The sequence below is a fragment of the Streptomyces sp. NPDC104381 genome, from assembly GCF_055583745.1.
Map to the genome: position 1 here is coordinate 1,080,023 of NZ_JBVJNK010000001.1, position 14,222 is coordinate 1,094,244.

Sequence of the window (14,222 nt, forward strand, 5' to 3'; positions counted from 1 at the left end):
GTCGATCGTAGGGTCGTCCGGGTGGTTACTGTTCAGTTCAGTTACTTGCCAGTAAGTGCTGACTGCACCCGATCCGGAGGCGCTCCATGACCTCGCTCGACTCTGTGCTCGACAAGGACGGCGTACGGCTCACCGTCGATGACGCGGTTGCCACGGTGACGCTCACCAACCCGGCCAAGCGCAACGCTCAGTCTCCCGCTCTGTGGCGGGCGTTGACAGAGGCCGGACGGTCGCTCCCCGGCAGCGTGCGGGTCGTCGTGCTGCGCGGCGAGGGCAAGTCCTTCTCCGCCGGCCTCGACCGGCAGGCGTTCGCACCCGAGGGATTCGACGGCGAGCCGTCCTTCCTGGACATGGCGCGAGGCCCGGAGGCCGAGCTCGACGCGACCATCGCCGAGTACCAGGAGGCGTTCACCTGGTGGCGCCGCAACGACATCGTGTCGATCGCGGCCGTCCAGGGGCACGCGATCGGTGCCGGCTTCCAGCTCGCCCTCGCCTGCGATCTGCGGATCGTCGCCGAGGACGTGCAGTTCGCCATGCGCGAGACCAGCCTCGGTCTCGTCCCCGACCTCACGGGCACCCACCCCCTGGTGAACCTCGTGGGGTACGCCCGCGCGCTCGAGATCTGCGCCACCGGCCGCTTCGTGCACGCCGAGGAGGCCGAGCGCACCGGGCTCGCCAACCTCGTCGTCCCCGCCGACCAGCTCGACGCGGCAGGGCTCGACCTGGCGGCGGCCCTGCTCGCCGCCCCGCGCGACGCGGTCGTCGAGACCAAGGCGCTGCTCAGCGGCGCCCTCTCGCGTACGTACGAGGAGCAGCGCACCGCCGAGCGGGCCGCTCAGGGCCGCCGGCTGCGCGACCTCGCAGGCCTCGCCGACTGAGCCGCGCCTCCACCCCACGCGGCCCCTCGCCGACCGCGAGGGGCCGCGTCAGTTCCGGTCGACGACGGCTGTGACCAGCACGGCGACCGTCGGCCGCCCTTCCACGGCCTCGGCCACCGCGCCGCGCACCGCCTGTGCCACGTCCAGCGCCCGGTGGTCCCCGGCCGTCGCGAGCTCCACCCGCACATGCCCTTCCGCGTGCTGCACGGCGCTGCCCAGCACCCGGGTCAGCGCGACGACCCCGGGGACGGAGGCCGCCGCGGTCCCGGCCGGATCGGCCGAGCCGGCGGGGTCCGCCGCGAGCACGTCGGCGGGTCGTTCCGGGCCGGGGCGGGGCTCCTCCTCCAGCAGCTCCGTCACCCGCAGGTCCACCTCGTCGACCAGTAGTCCGAGCCGCTGGGCCGCCGCCGTCAGCAGGGCGGCGCGCAGGGCGTCCGCTGTCGTGTGCAGCGGCCGCCGCGCCGTCGTGGAGAAGCCGGCCTCGATCCGCAGCGGTCCGGGCCGCAGCGCGCTGGGAGGCATGGGGACCACGGGATCAGGGGCGTCGTCCTCGTCGGCCGGGGCGATCCTGAGCTTCCCCAGCGCGGCCCCCGTCCCCGCCGTCGCGTCGCGCAGGACCGTCGACGCCGCTCGTTCCGCGATCCAGGAACCGTCGGCGGGGCCGCCCAGAGGGAGCAATCGGCCCAGGCCGAGCCGTTGGCGTACCGCGGACGTCCATCCCTCGGCCCGGTGCGGGCTGTCAGCCGTTGTCATTGCTCCACCCTGCCCCATCCACGGCGCGGGACGGGGCAAGCGCACTTACTGTGGGCCACGGAAGTTCAACCCGCCCCGAAGGGAAGAGCGGCGATGACCGAGAGCCCACAGCGGAACCGGCCCGACAGCCCCGGCAGTGCGACCGGCGGGGACGACGGCAGGCAGAGCCAGTTCAGCAAGCGCGGCGGGGGAGCCCCCGCGACGCGCGGCCGTACCACCATCGCCGACGGCGTGGTCGAGAAGATCGCCGGAATGGCCGCACGGGACGTCGTCGGTGTCCACGCGATGGGCAGCGGCATCTCCCGGACGTTCGGCGCCGTACGCGACCGCGTCCCCGGCGGCAACAAGTCCGTGTCCCGCGGCGTCAAGGCCGAGGTCGGCGAGTCGCAGGCCGCCCTCGACCTGGAGATCGTCGTGGACTACGGCGTGGCGATCTCCGAGGTGGCCCGCGACGTCCGCGAGAACGTCATCGCGGCGGTCGAGCGGATGACCGGCCTGGAGGTCGTCGAGGTCAACATCGCCGTGAGCGATGTCAAGCTGCCCGACGAGGACGACGACGAGGACGAGTCCGAGTCACGCGTCCAGTAGACCTCCCCCGCGAGGCAGTTGAGGAGCACACGATGAGCATGGCTGTGGTCGGCCTGGTGGCCGGCATGGCGCTCGGTTTCGCCGGATACTTCGGCGGGTTCGGGGCCTTTCTGCTGGTGGCCGCCCTGGGTGCGGTCGGCTTCGTCGCCGGCCGCTTCCTGGACGGCGACCTTGAACCCGGCGACTTCTTCCGGAGTCGCGAGCGCGGCGACCGGCGACGGTGACGGGGGTGACAGGGCCGGTCGGCGCCGCCGAGCGCGGGCAGACCCGGATCGCCGACCGGGTCGTGGCGAAGATCGCCGCGCAGGCGGCGAAGGAGGCCGTCGACGAACGGCCCGAGAACGGCGACGCGCCGCGGGCCACCGTCACCGTGCACCGCGACACCGCCCGGGTGCGGGTCACCCTCGACCTCGCCTACCCCTGCGACATCGGCCGCCAGTGCGGTGCGGTGCGTCGCCGCGTCGGTGAGCGGGTAAGAGCCCTGGCGGGCATGGAAGTGCCCGAAGTGGCGGTGCAGGTCGAACGGCTGCACCGGTCGGGAGCGGGCAACGCACCGGAGGGGAGCACCCGATGACCGAGCCCCAGGAGCCGGAGAACAGCACGCGGCGCCTGCCCACCGTCGAGTCGGCGCCGCCCGGCGGCGTGCTGGAGATGGACCAGTCCGCGTCGGGCTCCTCCTACGAACCCGCCCCCGCACCGGAACAGCCGGGCGGCAGGGCGGGCCGGTTCTGGTCCGGGCGCCGGATCCCCGCAGCCGTGGTCGCCCTCATCGTGCTCGGGGCTTCCGGGCTCCTGCTCTACGACGTCGCCGCGGTACGGGCCGACCACCCGGCCATGCAGTGGCGGCGCTCCGCCGCCGACGACCTGGCGAGCCGTCACCTCGACGACGTATGGGTCCTCGCGGCGTCGGCGCTGGCGGCCGCACTGGGCCTCTGGCTGCTCCTCCTGGCGCTCACCCCCGGACTGCGCGCCCTGCTCCCCATGAGCCGCCGGCACGCCGGTGTACGGGCCGGGCTCGACCGGACCGCCGCCGCCCTCGTCCTGCGGGACCGGGCCGTGGAGGTGTCCGGTGTGCAGTCCGTCCGGGTGAAGTTGAGCCGGCGCAAGGCGACCGTGCGCGCCCTCTCGCACTTCCGTGAACTCGACGACGTCCGGGCCGATCTGGACACCGTGCTGTCCCAGGCCGTCGGCGAGCTGGGCCTGGCCCGGCCGCCCGGCCTCTCCGTACACGTGCGCCGGCCGGCGAAGAAGGGGTGACCCCGTGATCAAGACCGTCAACCGGGTCCTGCTCGGCCTGGCAGGGCTGATCCTCGTCGTCGTGGGAGGTTCCGTCCTCGCGACCGGCCTCGGTGCGTCCGTACCCTCCTGGTGGCCCTTCGACGGCAAGGACGACGTGCTGTTGAGCAAGGCCGACCGCACCAGGTGGCGCGACGAGGGCTGGTGGTGGCCGACCGTCATCGCCGTCCTCGCCGTCCTGGTGGTCCTCGCGCTGTGGTGGCTCCTGGCCCAGCTGCGCCGAGGGCGCCTCGCCGAGGTGCTGGTCGACAGCGGCGACGGCGAGGGAGCGCTGCTGCGCGGCAAGGCCCTGGAGGGCGCGCTCGGCGAGGAGGCGGGGGCCCTGGACGGGGTCTCCGACGCCAAGGCCACGCTGACCGGCCGGCGTACGGCGCCGCGGGCCAGGCTCCGGCTGCTGATGGAACCGCACGCCACCCCCGGGCTGGTGCTGCGCGGCGTCTCCGAGGGGGCGGTGGCCCACGCGCGGACCTCGGCCGGGCTGGACGAGCTGCCCGCCGAGGTCCGTCTGAAGGCCGTCAAGCACCGTGCCGAGCGCGTGAACTGACGGGCCGCCCCTCCGGCCGCAGGGACCTGGACCGCCGTTCCGGTGTCAGAAGCCGTGCCGGGCGCCGCCGTCGACCGGCACCATGATGCCCGTCAGATAGGAGGCGGCCGGGGAGAGCAGGAAGGCCGCGGTCCTCCCGAACTCCTCCGGGGTGCCGTAGCGGCGCAGCGGGATGCGCGCCTCGTTGGCCGTACGGGCGGCCTCCGCGTCGCCGGACAGGGCGTCCAGCTCGCGCACCCGGTCCGTGTCGATCCGGGCCGGCAGCACCCCGACGACGCGGATGCCGCGCGGGCCCAGCTCGTCGGCGAGGGACTTGGCGAAGCCGGCGAGCCCGGGGCGCAGCCCGTTGGAGATGGTCAGTCCGGGGATCGGCTCGTGCACGGAACCGGACAGGACGAAGCCGATGACACCGCCGTCGCCGAGCGTCTCCGCCGCCGTACGGGCGAGGCGTACGGCGCCGAGGAAGACCGACTCGAAGGCCGACTGCCACTGGTCGTCCGTGTTGTCGGCGACGAAGCCCGGGGCCGGGCCGCCGACGCTGATGAGGATGCCGTCCAGCCGGCCGAAGCGTTCCTTCGCGGTGTCCACCAGCCGCCGGGCGGCCAGCGGGTCGGCGTTGTCCGAGCCGATCCCGACCGCGTCGGGGCCCAGCTCCGCCGCGGCCTCGGCGGCCGTCTTCTCGTCACGCCCCGAGACGATCACCTTCGCGCCGTCGGCGGCGAGGGCGCGCGCGGTGGCGTTGCCCAGCCCGCGGGTGGCCCCGGTGACGATGTACACACGGTCCTTCAGTCCAAGATCCATGGCCCTATCCTGCCAAGTCCTCACCGGCGAGGTCGACCGCGCTGTTCACCAGACCGATGTGGCTGAACGCCTGCGGGTAGTTCCCGAGCTGGCGCCCGGCCGCCGGGTCGTACTCCTCGGCCAGCAGGCCCACGTCGTTGCGCAGCTCCAGCAGCCGTTCGAAGAGCTCCTCCGCCTCCTCCCTGCGGCCCGTCCGGGTCAGGGCGTCGACCAGCCAGAACGAACAGGCGATGAAGGCACCCTCGTCACCCGGGAGACCGTCGACCGACCCGCCCTCGGTGCTGTAGCGGCGGATCAGGCCGTCGCGGGCGAGCTCCCGGCGCACCGCGTCGACGGTCCCGGTCACCCGGGGGTCGTCGGGCGGCAGGAAGCCGGTGCGCACGATGAGCAGCGTCGAGGCGTCCAGCTCCTGGGAGCCGTAGTACTGGGTGAAGGTGTTGCGCACGGGGTCGTAGCCCTTGTCGCAGACCTCCGCGTGCACGGCGTCCCGCATCGCCCGCCACCGGTCGGCGTCGCCCGGCAGATCCGGGTTCTCCTCCAGAGTGCGCACCGCGCGGTCGGCCGCGACCCAGGCCATCAGCTTGGAGTGCACGAAGTGGCGGCGCTGCCCGCGCACCTCCCACAGGCCCTCGTCCGTCTCACGCCAGGTGGACTCCAGGAAGCCGAGCAGGCTCAGCTGGAGGTTCCAGGCGTGCGGCTTGTCGTGGAGCCCGGCGTCCCGGGCAAGCCGGAGCGAGTCGATGACCTCGCCGTACACGTCGAGCTGCTGCTGCCGCACCGCCGCGTTGCCCGTCCGGACCGGCAGGGAGTTCTCGTACCCCCGCAGCCACGGCAGCTCCGCCTCGGGAAGTCTGCGCTCGCCGGCGAGCCCGTACATGATCTGGAGGTCGGCGGGGTCGCCGGCCACGGCCCGCAGCAGCCAGTCGCGCCAGGCGGCCGCCTCCTCCATGTAGCCGACCGAGATCATGGCGGCCAGGGTGAGGGTGGAGTCCCGCAGCCAGCAGTAGCGGTAGTCCCAGTTCCGTACGCCCCCGATCTCCTCCGGGAGCGAGGTCGTCAGGGCCGCCACGATCCCGCCGGTGGGGGCGTAGGTGAGCGCCTTCAGGGTGATCAGGGAGCGGAGCACCGCCTTCCGGTGCTTGCCGTGGTACGTGCAGCGGGCCGCCCACTTCGCCCAGTCGGTGAGGGTGTGCTTCAGCGACTTGTGAGGGTCGATCAGCTTGGGGCGGGGGGAGTGCGAGGGGTGCCAGGTGAGGACGAACGCCACGCTCTCGCCCTCGGAGACCGTGAAGGAGGAACAGGTGCTGAACTGCTGGCCCCAGGTCTTCACCGCCGGCTCGCTGCGCAGCCAGACGGAGTCGGGGCCCGCCACGGCCACCCGGTGGCCGTGCGAGCGGCGCATCCACGGGACCACGGAGCCGAAGTCGAACCGCAGCCGCAGGACCGAGCTCATGTCGACGCTGCCGCTGACGCCCTCGACGATCCGCATGACGTCGGGGGCCTTGTCCCGCTGCGGCATGAAGTCGATGACCTTGACGGTCCCGGTCCTGGTCTCCCAGAAGGTCTCCAGGACCAGGGAGTCCTCCACATAGGCCCGCCGGGTGCAGGTGTCCGTGCTGTCCGTGCCCTGGGGGGCGATGCGCCAGTGGCCGTTGTCCTCGTCGCCGAGCAGGGCCGCGAAACAGGCACCCGAGTCGAAGCGGGGCAGACAGAGCCAGTCGACAGAACCGTTCCTGCCGACCAGAGCGGCGGTCTGGAGATCGCCGATGATGGCGTAGTCCTCGATGCGTGGGGTCACGCTCTGCCGTCTTCCCGAACCTGCGCCCCGTTAAGCAGCCGAAGCCGTACGAACAGAGTGGCGCCGGCCGGGCCTACGCGGTCGCCGGCTCCGGCTGCGCCGCCGTGTCCCCGTCCTGGTCCGAGGCGGCCTCCTCACGGTCGCGCTTCTCACGACGTACGAGAATCACCCAGCCGACGGGGACCCCCGCGGCGAAGAGCCACCACTGGACGGCGTACGCCATGTGCGGGCCGATGGAGCTGTCGTCGGGCGCGGCGATCGTCTCGGGGCTGCCGTCGGCCGGTTCGGGGGCGGTCAGCTCGACGTACCCGCCGAGGACCGGGCGGCCGAGCAGCTGCGACTGCTGGGAGCTGTTGATCAGCATCACCTGACGGTCGGGCAGCCCTTCGAGGTCCTTGATCCCGCTGGCGCTCGTCGTCTCGTCCGCCTTGAGCCGTCCCGTGACGGTGACCTCGCCGCGCGGCGGGGCGGGGACCTCGGGGAAGGCCTGCTGGTCCTCCGCGGCCGGGACCCAGCCGCGGTTCACCAGGACGGTGCCGCCGCCCTTGAGGTTCAGCGGGGTGAGGACCAGTACGCCGATGCGCTCGTCCTGCGAGGTGCGGCGGCGCACGACGACCTCGTGCTCGGTGTCGAACGTCCCGGTGGCCTTCACGGCCCGCCAGTAGTCGGAGCGCGGGACGGTGTGCCCGGGAGAGGTGAGCCGGGTGACGGAGACCGGCGCCGCTTCGAGGTTCCGGGTGATCAGCGCGTTCTGCTCGACCCGGTGTTCATGCCGGTGCAGCTGCCAGAAACCCAGCTCCACCATCGTGGGAATCATGGCGAGGACGAGGAGGGTGAGGATCACCCACTGCCGGGTCAACAGGAAGCGGTACACCCCATGACCGTACAGCCGGGGTCATGGGGTGCGGCACGGAGGGGTCCCCGTGCGGACGGGCGGGCCCGTCATACTTTGTCCACGATGCCCGCCCTTCCTTCGGCGCGGGCGCAGTGGCCGCCGCAGTACCAGTGGCCGTCGACCTCGACGCCCTGGCCGATGACCTGGACCCGGCAGTGCTCACAGATGGGCGCCATGCGGTGAATGGCGCAGGAGAAGCAGTCGAAGACATGCACAGCGCCCTGTGCGTGCACCTCGAAGGACATCCCGTAGTCGTTTCCGCAAACCTCACAACGTGCCATGCGCCACAGGGTGGGACGCCGGGCGGCGGCGGGCGAGCCGGTGCGGGGCGAGTCGTCCCCGGTTCACTCCGATGACGGTGACGGCTTCGGCACGGCGACCGTCGTGGCCGGTGCCACGTCCCTCAGCAGATGGGTGAAGGCGCTCTCCTCCAGGATCGGGGTGCCGAAGGACTTCGCCTTCACCGTCTTGGACGTCGCGGAGTCCGGGTCGTTGGTGACGAGGAGGCTCGTCAGCCGCGACACGCTGGTCGCCACGTGCAGGCCGGCCTCCACGGCGCGGTCCTCCAGGAGCTCCCGGTCGATGGACGTGTCACCGGAGAACGCCACCCGCATGCCCTGCATGAGCGGTTTGTCCGACTCGTACCGCCCGGGATTGGGATACGGGCACGCGGGCCGCTTACGCGAGGGACGCCAGCTGCCCTGGTTCGCCGAGGGCCGGTAGCCGGCGCGCGGGGTGACCGGCGAGTCGTACCACTCCGTCAGCGGGCGGCACTCCAGCAGCGGCAGCCGCACCCCGCCCCTGGCCGCCGCGTGCAGGCTCGGCCGGAACGCCTCGGCCAGCACCCGCGCGTCGTCCAGCGCGTGGTGGGCGCGCTGCTGCACCACGCCGAAGTGCGCGGCCAGCGACTCCAGCTTGTGGTTGGGCAGCGGGAGCCGGAGCTCCTTGGCGAGCGCGATGGTGCACAGCCGCTGTTCCACGGGCGCGGTCACCGCCGCCCGTGCGTACTCCCGGGCGATCATCGACCAGTCGAACGCGGCGTTGTGGGCGACGAGCACCCGCCCGGCGAGCCGCTCGGACAGCTCCGCCGCGACCTCCGGGAAGAGCGGCGCGCCCTCCAGGACCTCGCTGGTCAGTCCGTGGATCCAGACGGGGCCGGGGTCCCGCTCGGGGTTCACCAGCGTGTACCAGTGGTCCTCGACGGTGCCTCTCGCGTCCAGGCGGTACACGGCAGCGGACACTATCCGGTCGTCGCGGGCGAGTCCGGTGGTCTCCACGTCGACGACCGCGTACCCCTGGGGATACGCGGCCGGCCACGGCGCTGCGGTCTGACGGTCGTCGAGCATGGTCACAGAGAATACGGGCCGGGACCGACAGCGGCCCATCCGGGCGGGCCGCCCGCCGAACCCGGAGACCCCGCCGAGCAGTTGGACCGGCCCTCCGCATCCGCGGGTCGCGGATGCGCCCGGGGAGCGCGCGGTGAGACGCTCCCCGGGTGACGGACCCACAGGCGCAGACACACGACGAACCCCACCGGGGCGGTCTCGGCACCCGGCTCAACTGGCTCCGGGCGGCGGTGCTCGGCGCCAACGACGGGGTGGTCTCCACCGCGGGCCTCGTGGTCGGCGTGGCCGGCGCCACCGGGGACCGCTCCACCCTGCTGACGGCCGGCCTGGCCGGGCTGCTCGCGGGATCCATGTCGATGGCGGCGGGCGAGTACGTGTCGGTGTCCACCCAGCGCGATTCGGAGAAGGCCGCGCTGGCGACCGAGAAGCGGGAGCTGGAGGAGACCCCGGAGGCCGAGCTCGCCGAGCTGACCGGGCTGCTGGAGGAGAAGGGGCTGAGCCATCGCCTCGCCAGGGAGGCCGCCGTCCAGCTCACCCGGCGCGACGCGCTGCGCGCCCACGCGGAGGTCGAGCTCGGGATCGACCCGGACGAGCTGACCAACCCCTGGCACGCGGCGGGGGCGAGCTTCCTCGCCTTCACGGTGGGAGCGCTGCTGCCGCTCCTGGCGATCGTGCTGCCGCCCTCCTCGGCGCGGCTGCCCGTCACCGTGCTCTCCGTACTCGCGGCGCTGGCCCTCACCGGCTGGTGGAGCGCCAGGCTCGGCGCGGCCGCGGCCCGCCCGGCGGTGCTGCGGAACATGGCCGGGGGAGCGGTGGCCATGGCGGTGACGTACGGGGCGGGGGCGCTGCTGGGGGCGGCGGGGGTCTGACGGCCGGGCGGAGCGGCCGACTCCCGTACCGGAAGCGTGTGTTCCCGATGCCTCCGGGCCGGGGCGGCGGGTGGCCGGGACGCCCTCCTTTGGCGGAACCCGCCAAATCCTGATGACGCCACGTCTCACATACTTGTCGGTAACAACATCTATGCCCGGCCCCTCGCACGCCTCTACGGTGCTCGCATGGAGCCGAACCTGCCCGATGTCGTGCTGTGGTCGATCCCGGCCTTCGTCCTGCTCACCGTCCTCGAAATGGTGGCCTACCGGCTTCACCCGGACGAGGACGCCGCCGGGTACGACGCCAAGGACGCCGCCACCAGCGTCACCATGGGACTCGGCAGCCTGGTCTTCGACCTGCTGTGGAAGATACCCATCGTCGCGATCTACGCGGCCGTCTACGAACTGACCCCGCTGCGCGTCCCCGTCCTGTGGTGGACGGTCCCGCTGATGCTGCTCGCCCAGGACTTCTTCTACTACTGGTCCCACCGCGGCCACCACGTCATCCGGGTCCTCTGGGCCTGCCACGTGGTCCACCACTCCAGCCGGAAGTTCAACCTCACGACGGCGCTGCGGCAGCCCTGGACCTCGCTGACCGTCTGGCCGTTCTACGTCCCCCTCATCGCCTGCGGGGTCCACCCGGCCGCACTCGCCTTCTGCTCCTCGGCGAACCTCGTCTACCAGTTCTGGGTGCACACCGAACGGATCGGCAAGCTGCCCCGGCCCTTCGAGTTCGTCCTCAACACCCCCTCCCACCACCGGGTCCACCACGCCTCCCAGGGCGGATACCTCGACCGCAACTTCGGCGGGATCCTGATCCTCTGGGACCGGCTCTTCGGCTCCTTCACCGCCGAGACCGAGCGGCCCGTCTTCGGGCTCACCAAGAACATCGACACCCACAACCCCTTCCGCGTCGCCACCCACGAGTACGCCGCCATCGCCCGCGACGTACGGGCGGCCACCAGCTGGGGCGAGCGGGCCGGGCGGATCTTCCGCGGACCCGGCTGGCAGCCCTCGCGCCCCGGGGGCGCCGCCGCGACCGCGCCCGTGCCGCCGCGCGCCGCCACCGAGCGCACCGGATGACGTCCCGGGCGGGTGCGCCCCGGCTCGTGCGCCCGCTGCTCGTCGCCTTCCTCACCGTGGCCGTCGTGGACCTGGCCGGACTCCTGGCCGGGCTCCAGACCGCCCACCTCGTCGCCAAGCCGCTGCTGATGCCCCTGCTCGCCGCCACCGCGGCGGCACGCGGCGGCCCCCGGCTGCTGATCGCCGCCCTGCTGTTCGGCTGGGGCGGGGACGTCCTGCTGATGCCGGACTCGGACGCCGCCTTCCTCGCCGGGATGGCCTGCTTCGCCGCGGGCCACGTCTGCTACCTCCTGCTCTTCGGCCGCGCCCGGCTCCGGCCGGCCGCCGGACTCCTGTACGCTGCCGCCCTCGTGGCCTTCCTCGTGTACCTGTGGCCCGGCCTCCCCGCCGAGCTGACGATCCCGCTGACCGGGTACAGCCTGCTGCTCGCCGCCATGGCCTGGCGGTCCGGCGCCCTCGGGCGGTACGCCGCGCTCGGCGGCGCGCTCTTCCTGCTCTCCGACGCGCTCATCGCCACCGGCATCGCCGACCGCCCGCAGCCCCCCGCCCACGATTTCTGGATCATGCTGACCTATCTGGCCGCGCAGTACCTGCTCACCCGGGGGGCGCTCGACGGGACAGCGGATTCCACCGGCGCCGCCCCTGGGGCGTACCGTGAGGGCGGTATCAGAATCTGAGACGAGCGAGGACCCCCACGCATGCGCGCCACCGTGATCCATGCCCCCCACGACATCCGTGTGGAGGAGGTGCCCGACGCCACGCTCCAGCAGCCCACCGACGTGGTCCTGAGGGTCCTGCGGGCCTGCGTCTGCGGCAGTGACCTGTGGGCCTACCGCGGCGAATCGGCCCGGCAGCCGGGCCAGCGCATCGGCCACGAGTTCCTCGGCGTCGTCGAGGAGGCGGGCCCCGGCGTCAAGGGCTTCGCCGTCGGCGACCTCGTCGTCGCCCCCTTCGTCTGGTCCGACGGCACCTGCACGTACTGCGCGGAAGGGCTCACCACCTCCTGCCCCCAGGGCGGCTTCTGGGGATCGGTCGGCTCCGACGGCGGTCAGGGCGAGGCCGTCAGGGTCCCGTTCGCCGACGGCACCCTCGTCAGGCTCCCGGCGGCGGCCGCGTCCGACGACCGGCTGCTCACCGCGCTCCTCGCCCTCTCCGACGTCCTGGGCACCGGGCACCACGCGGCGCTGGGCGCGGGCGTGAAGCCCGGCAGCACCGTCGCCGTCGTCGGTGACGGCGCGGTCGGCCTCTGCGGCGTCATGGCGGCCAAGCGGCTCGGCGCCGAACGGATCATCGCCCTGGGCCGGCACCCGGCCCGCACCGACATCGCCCGTACCTTCGGCGCCACCGACGTCGTCGCCGAGCGCGGCGAGGCGGCGCTCGCCGCCGTACGGGAGCTGACCCGCGGGGAGGGCACCCACGGGGTGATCGAGGCGGTCGGGACCGAGCAGTCGATGCGCACGGCCCTCGGCATCGTCCGCGACGGCGGCTCCATCGGTTACGTCGGCGTCCCGCACGGCAGCGGCACCGGCATCGACCTCGACGACATGTTCGACCGGAACATCGCGCTGCGGGGCGGCGTCGCCCCCGTGCGTACGTACATCCCGGAGCTGCTCCCCGACGTGCTGGACGGCACCATCGACCCGTCGCCGGTCTTCGACCTGTCGGTCGGGCTGGACGGGGTACCGGGCGGCTACAAGGCGATGGACGAGCGCACGGCGCTCAAGGTCCTCATCACGCCGTAGGCGTACGGAGCACGAGGAGGGGCCGGGGACAGCGCGTCCCCGGCCCCTCCGTCATGCCTGGATGGTCACCTACCAGCGGACCGCGTCCAGCGCGTCCACGACACCGGCTCCGTAGAAGCCGTTGTAGTGCTTGCCGCCCTGGCAGACCGCGTCGACGGTGCCGTCACCGTCGATGTCGTACGGCGCGCCGCACGCGGTGGCGTCGGCCTGGAGGGTCAGCAGCGCCTTCACCACGGCCGCCGAGGCGTGCGGGTGGGTCGACTTGATCAGGGCCGCGACTCCCGCGACGTGCGGGGACGCCATCGACGTACCGGCCTTGTAGCCGAATCCGCCGCCGGGCAGCGTGGACAGGATCAGACCGTTGTCCGCCGGGGCGTCGGGAGCCTGGTAGCGCGTCGAGTCACCGCCGGGGGCGGCCACGTCGATGACCCCGAGACCATAGTTCGAGTAGGACGACTTGAGGTTCTTCGCACCGGTCGCGGAGACCGTCACGACACCCGGGAGCATGGTCGGGATGTCGGGGCAGGCGCTCGGGTCGACCGTGCGGGTGACCGTCGTCGAGTCGTTGGGGCTCGTGGTGTCCTCGATGGCGTCAAGAGCCAGGTCGTGGTCCGAGTTGCCGGCCGCGGCGACGTTGACGACGCCCTTGCCCTCCGCGTAGCGGGTGGCGCGGGTGACGGCCTCGACCAGGGCGCCCTGGTCGGGGTCGTTCTTGCAGTTGAACAGCCACGGGTCGGTGTAGTAGCTGCTGTTCGTCACGTCGACGCCGTGCTCGGCGGCCCAGACGAAGCCGCAGACGACGGCCTCGGTGTAGAAGAAGCCGGCCGGCGTGGACACCTTGATGCCGGAGACCTTCACGCCGGGCGCGACGCCGGTGACGCCGGTGCCGTTCTTCGCCGCGGCTATGGTGCCGGCGACGTGCGTGCCGTGGTCGCTCTCACCGGCGGCGGGCCGCCAGGCGCCGTCCGTGGTATCTGGGGCGCCGGACACACAGTTCACCGAGGCCTTGCGGTCGAAGTTCGGGGCCAGATCCGGGTGCGTGTCGTCCACACCGGTGTCGATGACGCCGACGGTGACCTTGCTGCTGCCGAGCGACTTCTTGTGCGCCTTGTCCGCCTTGATGGCCGGCAGGTCCCACTGCAGGGGCTCCAGCGGGTCCTGGCCCGCCACCGCGTCCTTCGACGCCGCCCGCGCCTCGGCGGCGGTGAGGGGCTGCTCGACCCCGATGTCCTTCGTCGCCTGCGGGACGATCGGGCTGGTGCGGGTGGCGCCCGCCGACTGCACGCCCTTGGCCTTGCGGATCGTCGCGCCGAAGTCCGGGTTCTGCGAGTGGACGACGACGACGCCTATCTTGTCGTACGACTTGACGACCGTGCCGCCTGCCGCGGATATCGCCTTGCGTACCTGCTCGACGGTGCCGTGACCCGTCCGTGTGTTCACGACGTACGACAGCTCGGGGCCGTCCGCGGGAACCGACGCCGCCGGCTTCTCCTGAGGTACCGCGGCCGCGGTCCCCGTCGGGAGGAAGCCGAGCGAGGCCGTGAGCGCGAGTCCGACGGGCAGCGTGAGTACGCGGGTCCGTCTGGATGCCAGATGAGCCATGGGTTCTCCACATCATCCGTGCCGGTG

At 72.8% G+C, this 14,222-nt stretch carries 17 protein-coding genes; 10 read left to right on the forward strand and 7 right to left on the reverse strand.

All coding sequences use genetic code 11. The annotated features are described in order from the left end of the window. Positions 1 to 86: 86 nt before the first annotated feature. Complete coding sequence (locus tag ACZ607_RS04835) at positions 87 to 878, forward strand: enoyl-CoA hydratase/isomerase family protein (RefSeq protein ID WP_469731711.1); 792 nt, start codon at positions 87 to 89, stop codon at positions 876 to 878. Positions 879 to 926: 48 nt separating this feature from the next. On the opposite strand, the gene ACZ607_RS04840 is transcribed toward ACZ607_RS04835, so the two are convergent. Next, positions 927 to 1,631, reverse strand: coding sequence for a hypothetical protein (locus tag ACZ607_RS04840; protein WP_469731713.1), 705 nt, complete (start codon positions 1,629 to 1,631; stop codon positions 927 to 929). Between the two features lie 93 nt (positions 1,632 to 1,724). Between ACZ607_RS04840 and ACZ607_RS04845 the strand changes: the two genes are divergently transcribed. The 5 genes from ACZ607_RS04845 to amaP are packed head-to-tail and all read left to right on the forward strand — an operon-like array spanning position 1,725 to position 4,059. Next, positions 1,725 to 2,219: an Asp23/Gls24 family envelope stress response protein gene (locus ACZ607_RS04845; protein WP_469731715.1), complete on the forward strand. Its 495-nt coding sequence runs from the start codon at positions 1,725 to 1,727 to the stop codon at positions 2,217 to 2,219. Between the two features lie 32 nt (positions 2,220 to 2,251). Further along, the gene (locus ACZ607_RS04850) at positions 2,252 to 2,443 is read left to right on the forward strand and encodes a hypothetical protein (protein WP_031099868.1); all 192 of its coding nucleotides are present in this window, start codon (positions 2,252 to 2,254) and stop codon (positions 2,441 to 2,443) included. Further along, on the forward strand, positions 2,440 to 2,793 hold the full coding sequence (locus ACZ607_RS04855) for an Asp23/Gls24 family envelope stress response protein (RefSeq protein ID WP_469731717.1): 354 nt from the start codon (positions 2,440 to 2,442) through the stop codon (positions 2,791 to 2,793). The genes ACZ607_RS04850 and ACZ607_RS04855 overlap by 4 nt, the downstream gene beginning before the upstream one ends. Beyond that, the gene (locus ACZ607_RS04860; protein WP_469731719.1) at positions 2,790 to 3,476 is read left to right on the forward strand and encodes a DUF6286 domain-containing protein; all 687 of its coding nucleotides are present in this window, start codon (positions 2,790 to 2,792) and stop codon (positions 3,474 to 3,476) included. Before ACZ607_RS04855 ends, ACZ607_RS04860 begins: the two co-directional genes overlap by 4 nt. A 4-nt stretch (positions 3,477 to 3,480) precedes the next feature. Continuing rightward, positions 3,481 to 4,059 (forward strand): alkaline shock response membrane anchor protein AmaP, encoded by a 579-nt coding sequence (gene amaP / locus ACZ607_RS04865; RefSeq protein ID WP_469731721.1) that lies wholly within the window; start codon positions 3,481 to 3,483, stop codon positions 4,057 to 4,059. A 45-nt stretch (positions 4,060 to 4,104) separates the two neighbouring features. Here the strand turns inward: amaP and ACZ607_RS04870 are convergent, their stop codons facing one another. From ACZ607_RS04870 to ACZ607_RS04890, 5 genes are all read right to left on the reverse strand, one after another. Beyond that, positions 4,105 to 4,860 carry an SDR family oxidoreductase gene (locus tag ACZ607_RS04870; RefSeq protein WP_469731723.1) on the reverse strand — a complete coding sequence of 252 codons (756 nt, stop codon included), beginning with the start codon at positions 4,858 to 4,860 and terminating at the stop codon, positions 4,105 to 4,107. A 4-nt stretch (positions 4,861 to 4,864) separates the two neighbouring features. Next, a complete protein-coding gene (locus ACZ607_RS04875) occupies positions 4,865 to 6,658 on the reverse strand; it encodes a glycoside hydrolase family 15 protein (protein WP_469731725.1) in 1,794 nt (597 codons plus the stop codon). Between the two features lie 73 nt (positions 6,659 to 6,731). Then, entirely contained in the window at positions 6,732 to 7,532 is an 801-nt protein-coding gene (locus tag ACZ607_RS04880) for an SURF1 family cytochrome oxidase biogenesis protein (RefSeq protein WP_469731727.1), read from the reverse strand. A gap of 68 nt (positions 7,533 to 7,600) precedes the next feature. Beyond that, the gene (locus ACZ607_RS04885) at positions 7,601 to 7,834 is read right to left on the reverse strand and encodes a hypothetical protein (RefSeq protein WP_073747930.1); all 234 of its coding nucleotides are present in this window, start codon (positions 7,832 to 7,834) and stop codon (positions 7,601 to 7,603) included. Between the two features lie 63 nt (positions 7,835 to 7,897). Further along, entirely contained in the window at positions 7,898 to 8,905 is a 1,008-nt protein-coding gene (locus tag ACZ607_RS04890) for a DEDDh family exonuclease (RefSeq protein WP_469731729.1), read from the reverse strand. A 143-nt stretch (positions 8,906 to 9,048) separates the two neighbouring features. Between ACZ607_RS04890 and ACZ607_RS04895 the strand changes: the two genes are divergently transcribed. From ACZ607_RS04895 to ACZ607_RS04910, 4 genes are all read left to right on the forward strand, one after another. Further along, complete coding sequence (locus tag ACZ607_RS04895; protein WP_469731731.1) at positions 9,049 to 9,768, forward strand: VIT1/CCC1 transporter family protein; 720 nt, start codon at positions 9,049 to 9,051, stop codon at positions 9,766 to 9,768. 186 nt (positions 9,769 to 9,954) lie between these two features. Continuing rightward, entirely contained in the window at positions 9,955 to 10,851 is an 897-nt protein-coding gene (locus tag ACZ607_RS04900) for a sterol desaturase family protein (RefSeq protein WP_469731733.1), read from the forward strand. After that, a complete protein-coding gene (locus ACZ607_RS04905) occupies positions 10,848 to 11,528 on the forward strand; it encodes a lysoplasmalogenase (RefSeq protein WP_469731736.1) in 681 nt (226 codons plus the stop codon). Before ACZ607_RS04900 ends, ACZ607_RS04905 begins: the two co-directional genes overlap by 4 nt. Before the next feature lie 21 nt (positions 11,529 to 11,549). Next, positions 11,550 to 12,593, forward strand: a complete 1,044-nt coding sequence (locus ACZ607_RS04910; protein ID WP_469731738.1) for a zinc-dependent alcohol dehydrogenase family protein — start codon at positions 11,550 to 11,552, stop codon at positions 12,591 to 12,593. A 69-nt stretch (positions 12,594 to 12,662) separates the two neighbouring features. Here the strand turns inward: ACZ607_RS04910 and ACZ607_RS04915 are convergent, their stop codons facing one another. Continuing rightward, positions 12,663 to 14,195, reverse strand: a complete 1,533-nt coding sequence (locus ACZ607_RS04915; RefSeq protein WP_469731740.1) for a S8 family peptidase — start codon at positions 14,193 to 14,195, stop codon at positions 12,663 to 12,665. Between the last annotated feature and the right edge of the window lie 27 nt (positions 14,196 to 14,222).

Bases quoted from the DNA above. Each gene is read 5' to 3' on its own strand.
- ACZ607_RS04835 (WP_469731711.1), top strand. From the start codon at position 87: ATGACCTCGCTCGACTCTGTGCTCGACAAGGACGGCGTACGGCTCACC.
- ACZ607_RS04840 (WP_469731713.1), bottom strand. From the start codon at position 1,631: ATGACAACGGCTGACAGCCCGCACCGGGCCGAGGGATGGACGTCCGCG.
- ACZ607_RS04845 (WP_469731715.1), top strand. From the start codon at position 1,725: ATGACCGAGAGCCCACAGCGGAACCGGCCCGACAGCCCCGGCAGTGCG.
- ACZ607_RS04850 (WP_031099868.1), top strand. From the start codon at position 2,252: ATGAGCATGGCTGTGGTCGGCCTGGTGGCCGGCATGGCGCTCGGTTTC.
- ACZ607_RS04860 (WP_469731719.1), top strand. From the start codon at position 2,790: ATGACCGAGCCCCAGGAGCCGGAGAACAGCACGCGGCGCCTGCCCACC.
- ACZ607_RS04870 (WP_469731723.1), bottom strand. From the start codon at position 4,860: ATGGATCTTGGACTGAAGGACCGTGTGTACATCGTCACCGGGGCCACC.
- ACZ607_RS04885 (WP_073747930.1), bottom strand. From the start codon at position 7,834: ATGGCACGTTGTGAGGTTTGCGGAAACGACTACGGGATGTCCTTCGAG.
- ACZ607_RS04900 (WP_469731733.1), top strand. From the start codon at position 9,955: ATGGAGCCGAACCTGCCCGATGTCGTGCTGTGGTCGATCCCGGCCTTC.
- ACZ607_RS04905 (WP_469731736.1), top strand. From the start codon at position 10,848: ATGACGTCCCGGGCGGGTGCGCCCCGGCTCGTGCGCCCGCTGCTCGTC.
- ACZ607_RS04910 (WP_469731738.1), top strand. From the start codon at position 11,550: ATGCGCGCCACCGTGATCCATGCCCCCCACGACATCCGTGTGGAGGAG.
- ACZ607_RS04915 (WP_469731740.1), bottom strand. From the start codon at position 14,195: ATGGCTCATCTGGCATCCAGACGGACCCGCGTACTCACGCTGCCCGTC.